Genomic DNA, 10,436 nt, shown 5'->3' with positions numbered 1-10,436 from the left:
GGGCGCACATGGTAGCGAAAAAATATTTAATGTTCACACCCTTTTCATTAAATCTGCGCTAGTCTAGTAACTGTAAGGCAAGTGCATAACAATTATAGAACACCACTGCTGCTGAGGTCCCGCATGACAGAGAAACATCGGAAGTACTACCTGCTTGATACCAACATCCTGCTGCATGAACCACTCGCTTTTCTGAACTTTGATGAACATAACGTTATTATCCCCATGGTCGTGCTCGAAGAGCTCGACAACATTAAAGACCGCCATAAAGACGTTAGCCGCGAGGCGCGCGTTGCCATTCGTTCGCTGGAAAACGCACTGAAAGATGCCACGCCTGAAGAGATATTAGCAGGTGTACCGCTAACCCGCGTACAAGGTAATCATCAGGCCGAAGGCCGGCTGGCGATTTATCCCGATTATCAGCTGAAACAAACCGACTCAGTGCTGAACTTGTCGGAGAACGATCACCGCATTATTCAGGCCGCGCTGGAGCTGCAAAAGAGTAAGAACGGTGAGAAAGTGGTGCTGGTCACCAAAGACATCAACATGCGGCTGAAGGCCAAAGGGGCCGGCGTCAAATGTGTTGAAGACTATCGCACTGACCAGCTCATTGATGACATCCGCTTTTTATCCAAAGGTTTCGCTGAAGTCGAGGGCGATTTCTGGAGCCATGTTGGTGAGGTCACCAGTGTGCAGGAGGGGCGGGATACGTTCCACGAGGTGGATAAGAAGGTTTTACCCACAGTATTTCGTAACCAGTACGTAATTGACGAAGAAGAACAGTTTGCCGGTAAGGTTGTCTCTTACGACAGCGACTATGTGCGGCTGCACGACATCGGCTTTGAACGGATGATGAGCTACCGTGCCTGGGGCATACAGCCAAAAAATATTTATCAGGCGATGGCGCTTAACGCGCTGCTGGATCCGACTATCGATCTGGTTATTCTGACTGGTCCGGCTGGTAGCGGTAAGACCCTGCTGGCGCTTGCTGCGGCGCTTGAAATGGTGATTGAGCAGAAGCTCTATGAGAAAATTATTGTCACGCGCAATACCCCGGAAATCGCCGAATCTATTGGTTACCTGCCAGGCACTGAAGAAGAAAAAATGGCGCCCTGGCTGGCGGCTATCACCGACTCGCTCGAAGTGCTGCACAAAAATGATGAAAGCATGGAATCGAGCATGAACTACATCATGAATAAAGCCAATATCCAGTTTAAATCGCTTAACTTTATGCGTGGTCGCAGCATCCAGAACGCCATTGTGTTGCTGGATGAGTCGCAGAACCTGACGGCGTCACAGCTGAAAACCATCATTACCCGTTGTGGCACCGGCACGAAGATTATCTGTTCGGGCAACCTGGCACAAATCGATAGTTACTACCTGACCGCGGTGACTTCGGGTCTGACCTATATTGTTGAGCGCTTTAAGGACTATCCCGGCAGCGCGACCATTAATCTGAACGGTGTGGTGCGCAGTAATCTGGCGCAATATGCTGAAGAAAATCTATGAGGCGGGTGCGGACATCCGCGAAAAATAGTCTTCGAGGATAAGTTGTGCCGAGGCGCTGTCGATACGATCTTTCTGCAGTTTTCGATAGCCGCCCCGGGCAAACAATTCTTCCCGGGCCGCGACTGTGGTCAGGCGTTCGTCCTGTAATTCAACCGGCAGGCCAAAGCGGCCGTGCAAACGGTTAGCGAATTTGCGGGCGAGCTCCGTTAGTAATTGCTCACTTCCATCCATATTGAGCGGCAGGCCAACGACCAGTAAATCGGGTTGCCATTCTGCCAGCAGCCTGGCGACTTTATCCCAGTCGGGCTGGCCATCTTTCGCTTTTAGCGCAGCCAGCGGCGAGGCGGTACCGTTCAACGAGTGGCCAACGGCAACACCAATGCTATGAGTACCAAAATCAAAACCCAGCACCTGGCTCATGCGTGCCCTACATCCGGCCCTAGCTGCCACACATCAATACCCAGTTTCGCTGTCGCCCGCTTCCAGCGCTCTGGCGAGGGGGTATTAAAAATGATGTCGGCATCGGCGGGAATAGTCAGCCAGCTGTTTTCTGAAAGCTCCTGCTCAAGCTGGCCTGGATCCCAACCGGCATAACCCAGGGTCAGCAAATAATGCTCGGGTGCTTTGCCCTGGCCCATGGCTTCAAGAATATCCTTGGACGTGGTGATCATCATGTCGTCGCTCAGGCGCATTGAGCTACGCCAGCCGTCAACGGGCGAATGCAGCACAAAGCCACGATCGCGGGCCAGCGGACCACCGGCATAAACCGGTCGCTGCAGTGCTTTTGATTTATCGGGCACCACAATTTCAAGCTGCTGCAATAACCCCTCAACGGTGACATCCACCGGTTGATTAATGATAAGCCCCATGGCGCCACTGTCGTTATGCTCGCAGATATAAGTAACGGAACGCTGAAAGAACGGGTCTTTCAGGCCCGGCATAGCGATGAGAAAATGATTTTCTAAATTCGACAGTGTTTCCATGAATACTCCGGTTAATCTTTTGCAAGATACCCTTCAATGGTAGCAAATAACTTACCAGCGATATTAATATCATATGCGGCTTCGATCTCGCGCATGCAAGTCGGGCTGGTCACATTGATCTCGGTGATCCGATCGCCAATCACATCCAGCCCCACCAGATACAAGCCGCGACGCTTAAGATCCGGGCCCACTGCGCGGGCCAGTTCCCAGTCGCTGTCGCTCAAAGGCTGAGCACGGCCGCTGCCACCGGCGGCCAGATTACCACGGGTTTCACCGGCGGACGGGATCCGTGCCAGCGAATAAGGCATAGGTTCGCCATCAATAATAAGAATGCGCTTGTCGCCATCTTTTATCGCCGGCAGGTAGCGTTGAATCATGGCATAACGTGTGCCGTGGGCGGTCAGGGTTTCGATAATGACGCCCAGATTACTACCGTCCGGACCAACGCGGAATATCGACGCGCCACCCATGCCGTCAAGCGGCTTGAGAATAATATCTTTATGTTCGGTGTGAAACGCGCGGATTTGCTCGGCCCGTCGGGTGACGATGGTTTCCGGCATATGTTCACTGAACCAGGCGGTAAATAGTTTTTCGTTACAATCACGCAGGCTCTGCGGCTTGTTAACCACAAAGGCACCGCGCTCTTCGGCCAGTTGCAGCATATAAGTGGCGTAAATGAATTCGCTGTCCACCGGCGGATCTTTGCGCATCATGATAACGTCGAAATCTGCAAGCTGCACATCGGCGGGCTCACCCAGGTCATAAAAATCTGTTGGCTGATCGCGTACCGTTACACGTCGGGCACGAGCCATGGGTTCGCCGGCAACAATCGAGAGATCACGGAGCTCCAGGTAATAACACTCGTAATCACGCGCCTGAGCTTCCAGCAGCAATCTAAAGCTGGTGTCTTTGTAGGTTTTGACCGTCGCAATCGGATCCATAATCATCGCGAGTTTCATTGCTGCTCCTTAATCTGTTTAGGCTAACGCTTCAGGCTAAATCGCCGAACTGATACTGAATAACGGAAAGCGCCGCCAGCGCAGCGGTTTCGGTACGCAGCACCCGGGGGCCCAGTCGTACTGGCAAAAAATCATGTTCAGCAGCCAGCGACACTTCGGTGTCGCTGAAGCCACCTTCGGGTCCAATGAGAAGCTGTACCCGCTGTTGCGTCAGCTGTTGCTCACGCAATGGCTTGTCAGCATAAGGGTCGAGGGTTAACCGCAGTGCCGGCGGCAGGTCACTGAACCAGGCAGTTAGCACCAGGGGTTTATGCACGACAGGAACCTGGCTGCGGCCGCTTTGTTCACAGGCGGCGATAATAATCTTCTGCCACTGTTGCTGTTTTTTCTCAAGCCGCTCACCACTAAGTTTTACCCCGCAACGTTCGGTAAAGAGTGGGGTGATGTCTGTCACCCCCAGCTCAACGGACTTTTGTAACACGAAGTCCATGCGGTCACCGCGTGAGATGCCCTGCCCGAGATGCACGGGTACCGGAGATTCACTGGGGTTAGCTTGTTTATCCTCAATGACCACTTCGACAGCACGTTTACTGCTGCTGGTGATCCTGGCTGGATAGTTATAGCCATCACCGTTAAACAGTTCGAGTTGCTGATCGACTTCCATGCGCAGCACGCGGCCGACATGGCTGGCTGCATCTTCCGCTAGCGATACGGTGCTACCGGGAGTTAAATCTGACGACGGATGATAGATCCGTGGTATGCGCATAGATCAGTTCCATAAAGTTTTTTTTCATCTTACCAGAGTGAGCCATCATGCGTCAGCAGGCAAAAGCATTTGACGTTAGCCGGCTGGCAGCAGATCATGAGCGGGTTAATTTTATGAGGAAGTGACTATGTTGCGAACGTTGTTAGTGAATCTATGTATCAGTCTGGTGCTGCTTTGCGCCTTAGTCAGCACCCAGACTCGCGCCGAAGATGCCCACAGCTATGCCAAACTGGATGAAGTGGAAACACCCCATCTGGACTTGCAGCTGACCGTCGATTTCGCCCAGCGCGAATTACACGGTACTGCTACTTATACCCTGGCTCGCCATGAGGACGTGGATAAGCTGCATATGGATACCAGCGAATTGACCATCGAGAAGGTTGAGCTGATTTCTGAGCAAGGCTGGCAGGCAACTACCTATCAACTGGGCGAGCTGCATGAGAGCCTTGGCCGCGAGCTTGTTATTGATATTGGTAAAGAAGCTAACCAGGTTCGTATTCACTACCGTACCGCACCGACAGCCAGTGGCTTGCAGTGGCTGACACCAGCTCAGACTGCTGGTAAAGAATATCCGTTTATGTTCAGTCAGTCGCAGCCAATTCACGCTCGTAGCTGGATCCCTATCCAGGACACGCCGGCGCTGCGCTTGACCTATAACGCCCGCGTGATCACCCCTGCTGGGTTGCTGGCGGTGATGAGTGCTGACAACAGTCTGAGTGAAGAGCGCAGCGGCGATTATCAGTTCACGATGCCGCAGCCGATTCCACCCTATCTGATCGCCATTGCCGTGGGCGACCTGGAGATTAAATCCATCAGTGACCAGGTCGCGGTATTTGCCGAGCGTTATATTATCGACGAAGCGGTGGCTGAATTTGCCGATACGCCGCGCATGATTGAGGTAACCGAAGCACTTTATGGGCCCTATCGCTGGGACCGTTATGACTTATTGGTTCTGCCGCCTAGTTTCCCTTTCGGGGGCATGGAAAATCCGCGTTTATCATTCATAACACCGACTATTATTTCCGGCGATCGCAGCCTGATAAATCTGATTGCCCACGAACTGGCGCATTCGTGGTCGGGAAATCTGGTAACCAACGCCAGCTGGCGCGACCTCTGGATCAACGAAGGCTTTACCAGCTATGTTGAAAATCGGATCATGGAAGAGCTGTTCGGTAAACGCCGGGCGCAGATGGAACTGGCGCTGGGTTACCAGGATCTGCTGGCGGATCTGGAGCGGCTGGATAAAGAAGATACCGTACTCAATATCGAATTGGGAACCCGCCATCCGGACGATGTGTTTTCACAGATCCCCTATGTGAAAGGGCAGTTGTTCCTGGTGTACCTAGAGCAGCAGTTTGGGCGCGAGGTGTTTGATCAGTTCCTGCGTCAGTACTTCAACGATTTTGCCTTCCAGAGCATTTCCACTGACCAGTTCAAGCATTACCTGGTTCGTGAACTGCTGGCCAAATATCCCGACAAAGTCAGCGAAGATAAAGTTGATGAATGGATTCACCAGCCGGGTCTGCCGGAGGATGCTCCTAAACCTGAGTCTGATGCCTTTGAGCAGGTTGAACAGCAAATGGTGCGTTGGCTAAAAGGTGCGCAGCTTAATACCGAAGGCTGGACGACCCATGAATGGCTGCACTTTATCAATAACCTGCCACGGGATATTTCCGCGGTAAATATGGCGCGCCTGGACAGCGAATATAATCTGACTAACAGTCAGAACGCTGAAATAGCGCATGCCTGGTTAAAACTGGCTATTATTAAAAAATATGAACCAGCACGGGATCGTTTGCGTAATTATCTGCTGACCATTGGCCGGAATAAGCTGGTAGCACCGTTATACCGCGAACTTGCCCGTACGGCAGATAACTTAAAGTGGGCACGAGAGGTTTATCAGCAAGCAAAACCGGGGTATCACCCGCTGACACAAAGCGTGACCGAGTCATTACTTTATCCGGACGGTTAAGACTTTTAGACGTCTAGATGTAGAAAGCCGGGCGTAGTTTGGTTAGACTACGCCCAAATTTTATCTCCATTTCAAAAAAGTTGAGACAAACAGGCTATGGCTAAGCATTTATTTACTTCAGAGTCGGTGTCCGAAGGGCATCCTGACAAAATTGCGGATCAGATTTCTGACGCCGTACTCGACGCGATCCTGGCACAGGATCCTATGGCCCGCGTGGCCTGCGAAACTTACGTGAAAACGGGTATGGTGCTGGTTGGTGGTGAAGTGTCCACCAAAGCCTGGGTTGATATTGAAGCCATTACCCGCAGCACCGTGCGTGAAATCGGTTACACACACTCGGATATGGGCTTTGATGCCGACTCCTGTGCGGTCTTGAATGCTATTGGCAAACAATCACCGGATATAAGTCAGGGCGTTGATCGCGCGAGCCGTGAAGAGCAGGGCGCTGGTGACCAGGGCCTGATGTTTGGTTATGCGTCCAATGAAACCGATGTGTTGATGCCCGCTCCGATTACTTATGCACACAGACTGGTGCAGCGACAGGCGGAAGTTCGTAAAAATGGCACGTTGCCGTGGCTGCGTCCGGATGCGAAAAGCCAGCTGACTTTTATTTATGAGAATGGCGAACCTGTCGGCATTGATACGGTGGTGCTATCCACTCAGCACGCTGAAGATATCAGTCAGTCAGATCTGCGTGAAGCCGTTATCGAAACCATCATCAAGCCGGTACTACCAGAAGCCTGGTTCCCGGAAAAACAGGATCGGATTTTCGTCAACCCGACCGGTAAGTTCGTCATTGGCGGCCCGATGGGCGACTGTGGACTGACCGGCCGTAAGATTATTGTCGACACCTATGGCGGCATGGCCCGTCATGGCGGTGGCGCATTCTCGGGTAAAGATCCTTCAAAAGTAGATCGCAGCGCGGCTTATGCGGCGCGTTATGTGGCTAAAAATCTGGTTGCTGCTGGGCTGGCGGATCGTTGTGAAATCCAACTGTCTTACGCCATTGGTGTCGCTGAACCAACGTCAATCAGTATCGACACTTTCGGCACCTCCAAATACGACGAAGAGAAGCTGATTGCCTTAGTGCGCAAACACTTTGACCTGCGCCCTTATGGACTGGTGCAGATGCTTGATCTGGAGCGCCCGATTTATCAGGCTACTGCGGCTTATGGTCACTTCGGCCGGAACGAATTCCCATGGGAAAAAACCGACCGTGCAGAGGCGCTGCGCAGCGACATCTGATTTGCTTACAACCCCCGAATTGTGGAGAATACGCGTTATCTGTGCTTTTTCTCTTAAAGCTTCTTTTACAGTGAGATTCGGGGTTTTGTTATGACTACTGCAGTAACGGATAGAACTGAACTGGCTAATGCCATTCGCGCGCTCAGCATGGATGCTGTACAGCAGGCAAACTCAGGCCATCCCGGTGCCCCCATGGGGATGGCTGATATCGCCGAAGTGCTCTGGCGTGATTACCTCAAGCATAACCCGGCTAATCCAGACTGGGCCGACCGTGACCGTTTCGTTTTATCGAACGGCCACGGCTCTATGCTGATCTATTCCTTGTTACACCTTACCGGCTATGACCTCAGCATTGACGACTTAAAAGACTTCCGTCAACTGCATTCAAAAACCCCTGGTCACCCTGAATACGGCTACGCACCTGGCGTGGAAACCACTACCGGACCTTTAGGTCAGGGCCTGGCTAATGCGGTTGGTATGGCATTGGCAGAAAAAATTCTGGCGGCGCAGTTTAACCGTGACCAACACAACATCGTTGATCACCATACCTACGTATTCCTGGGCGACGGCTGCCTGATGGAAGGTATTTCTCATGAAGCCTGCTCACTGGCCGGTACTTTAGGTTTGGGTAAGCTGATTGCTTTCTACGATGACAACGGCATCTCGATTGACGGCGAAGTTGAGGGCTGGTTTACCGATGATACCGCGCAGCGGTTTAAATCCTACGGCTGGCATGTGATTGAAGCTATTGACGGCCATGATTCCGGGGCCGTCAAAGACGCTATCGAACAAGCCCGCGGCGTGACCGATAAGCCAACGATGATTATCTGTAAAACCATTATCGGCTTCGGCGCACCGAACAAGCAGGGCTCAGAGAGCTGTCACGGCGCCCCTCTGGGTGATGACGAAATCAAAGCGGCCCGCGAAAAACTCGGCTGGAATCATGGACCCTTTGAAATTCCGGACGAGATCTATGCTGGCTGGTCAGCGACCGAAGAAGGCGCGCGCCATGAAAAAGACTGGCACCAGCGCTTTGCTGCCTATGAAGAAGCTTACCCGGAGTTGGCACATGAGTTGTCGCGCCGCCTGAAAGGTGATTTGCCGGCTGACTTTGCTGCTCAGGCCGATGCCTATATCGCTAAATTGCAGGCCGAACCTGCTGATGTGGCCAGCCGCAAAGCCTCGCAGAACACCCTCAACGCCTTCGCGCCGATGCTGCCTGAATTGCTCGGTGGATCGGCTGATCTCGCTGGTTCGAACCTGACAATATCGAAAGAATCTAAAGGTATCAGCGCGGCTGATGCCAGCGGCAATTATGTATACTACGGTGTGCGTGAATTCGCGATGTCCGCCATGATGAACGGCATTGCATTGCACCGTGGGCTGATCCCCTACGGCGGTACCTTCCTGATGTTTATGGAATACGCCCGTAACGCGGTGCGTATGGCCGCCCTGATGAAGCAGCGCAGCATTTTTGTCTATACCCATGACTCTATTGGCCTGGGTGAAGATGGCCCAACCCACCAGCCGGTTGAACAACTGGCCAGCTTACGCTGCACACCGCGTCTGAGTACCTGGCGGCCGTGTGACCAGGTGGAATCGGCGGTGGCCTGGAAAGCCGCGATTCAACGCGACGACGGCCCGACTGCTTTGATTTTCAGCCGGCAGGGCTTACCCCAGCAGGAGCGCAGCGCGGAACAGCTGGCGGATATCTCCCGTGGTGGTTACATTCTGCTAGACAGCGAGCAGCAGCCCAAACTCATTCTGATTGCCACTGGCTCAGAAGTGGGCATTGCGATGGCTGCGGCGAAGACGCTGCAGGCCGACGGCCACCAGGTGCGGGTTGTTTCTATGCCAGCCACGGACGTATTTGATGCGCAGCCAGCAGCTTACCGCGAGCGTGTATTACCAGCGGCTGTCACCAAACGTATCGCGGTTGAAGCAAGTTACGTTGACTATTGGTACAAGTATGTTGGCCTGAACGGCAGAATTATCGGCATGGATACCTTTGGTGAGTCTGGCCCGGCTGGCGATGTATTCAAACATTTCGGCTTTACCACAGATAACCTGGTAGGCACGGCGCGGGAGTTACTGGGCTGATGAGCCAAGGGCCCGCACGCATCGCTCTGAATGGCTTTGGCCGTATTGGTCGCAGTGTACTGCGGGCGCTGTATGAGCGGGGCTACCGCGAGCAGGTGCAGGTAGTCGCAATTAATGAGCTGGCGCCTGCCAAAGATATGGCGCACCTGCTGAAATATGACAGTAGCCATGGCCGTTTTGGCAGCGCTGTCACCAGCCCCAATGAGCATTTGCTGCAGGTGGGAAGTGACGCGATTCAGGTAAGCGCTGAGCCCGAGATTTGTGCGCTGCCGTGGCAGGATTTGCAACTGGATGCGGTGCTTGACTGTACCGGGGTGCACGGTGACCGTGGCCATGGCCAGGCATATTTTGATATTGGCGTACCAAAGGTATTGTTTTCGCATCCGGGCAGTCCGGATCTGGATTTTACTGCTATTTTTGGCGTTAATACCGATGACCTGAGCGCCGCCCACAACATGGTTTCGAACGGGTCCTGCACCACCAACTGCATCGTGCCGGTTATTAAAGTCCTGGATGAAGCTTTTGGTATCGATAGTGGCGCTATCACCACCATTCATGCTGCGATGCATGATCAGCAGGTGATTGATGCCTACCATAACGATCCTCGGCTGGCGCGCGCCGCCGGCCGCTCGATCATTCCGGTAGACACGCGGCTGGCTCGCGGCATTGAACGCATTATGCCGAAATTCGCCGGGCGCTTTGAAGCCATTCAGGTGCGGGTGCCGACCACCAATGTGACGGCTATGGATCTGAGCGTGACCGTGAACACGCCGGTCGATATCAGCCAGGTAAATAAAATCCTCGCCGATGCCGCACGTGGGCCATTGGCGCCGGTGTTGGGCTTCGTCGATGAGCCGTTGGTGTCGATCGATTTCAACCATGATCCGCGCTCAAGTATTGTC

9 protein-coding genes are annotated in these 10,436 nt (G+C 53.2%); 5 read left to right on the top strand and 4 right to left on the bottom strand.

Annotated features, from left to right (window positions below):
• Positions 1-123 precede the first annotated feature (123 nt).
• Positions 124-1,509, top strand: a complete 1,386-nt coding sequence (locus R3196_RS10320) for a PhoH family protein (RefSeq protein ID WP_318936692.1) — start codon at positions 124-126, stop codon at positions 1,507-1,509.
• On the opposite strand, the gene ruvX is transcribed toward R3196_RS10320, so the two are convergent.
• The 4 genes from ruvX to R3196_RS10300 are packed head-to-tail and all read right to left on the bottom strand — an operon-like array spanning position 1,504 to position 4,217.
• Positions 1,504-1,929 carry a Holliday junction resolvase RuvX gene (gene ruvX / locus R3196_RS10315; protein ID WP_318936691.1) on the bottom strand — a complete coding sequence of 142 codons (426 nt, stop codon included), beginning with the start codon at positions 1,927-1,929 and terminating at the stop codon, positions 1,504-1,506. The two genes, R3196_RS10320 and ruvX, sit on opposite strands and share 6 nt — an antisense overlap.
• Entirely contained in the window at positions 1,926-2,483 is a 558-nt protein-coding gene (locus R3196_RS10310) for a YqgE/AlgH family protein (protein WP_318936693.1), read from the bottom strand. Before R3196_RS10310 ends, ruvX begins: the two co-directional genes overlap by 4 nt.
• A gap of 20 nt (positions 2,484-2,503) precedes the next feature.
• Positions 2,504-3,451, bottom strand: a complete 948-nt coding sequence (gene gshB / locus R3196_RS10305; protein ID WP_318936690.1) for a glutathione synthase — start codon at positions 3,449-3,451, stop codon at positions 2,504-2,506.
• A gap of 31 nt (positions 3,452-3,482) precedes the next feature.
• Positions 3,483-4,217, bottom strand: a complete 735-nt coding sequence (locus R3196_RS10300) for a 16S rRNA (uracil(1498)-N(3))-methyltransferase (RefSeq protein WP_318936689.1) — start codon at positions 4,215-4,217, stop codon at positions 3,483-3,485.
• Between the two features lie 127 nt (positions 4,218-4,344).
• Between R3196_RS10300 and R3196_RS10295 the strand changes: the two genes are divergently transcribed.
• The 4 genes from R3196_RS10295 to R3196_RS10280 all read left to right on the top strand — a co-directional run.
• Positions 4,345-6,189, top strand: coding sequence for a M1 family metallopeptidase (locus R3196_RS10295; protein WP_318936688.1), 1,845 nt, complete (start codon positions 4,345-4,347; stop codon positions 6,187-6,189).
• Between the two features lie 96 nt (positions 6,190-6,285).
• The gene (metK, locus tag R3196_RS10290; protein WP_318936687.1) at positions 6,286-7,434 is read left to right on the top strand and encodes a methionine adenosyltransferase; all 1,149 of its coding nucleotides are present in this window, start codon (positions 6,286-6,288) and stop codon (positions 7,432-7,434) included.
• Between the two features lie 90 nt (positions 7,435-7,524).
• Complete coding sequence (tkt, locus tag R3196_RS10285; protein WP_318936686.1) at positions 7,525-9,534, top strand: transketolase; 2,010 nt, start codon at positions 7,525-7,527, stop codon at positions 9,532-9,534.
• A partial coding sequence (locus tag R3196_RS10280) for a glyceraldehyde 3-phosphate dehydrogenase NAD-binding domain-containing protein (RefSeq protein ID WP_318936685.1) occupies positions 9,534-10,436 on the top strand: 903 nt, incomplete at its 3' end. The genes tkt and R3196_RS10280, both read left to right, overlap by 1 nt.

Origin of the sequence: Pseudidiomarina sp., from assembly GCF_033722695.1 — a bacterium.
Classification (GTDB): Bacteria; Pseudomonadota; Gammaproteobacteria; order Enterobacterales; family Alteromonadaceae; genus Pseudidiomarina.
Note: the sequence above shows the minus strand (reverse complement) of the source record. Positions and strands in the feature narration are given on the sequence as shown.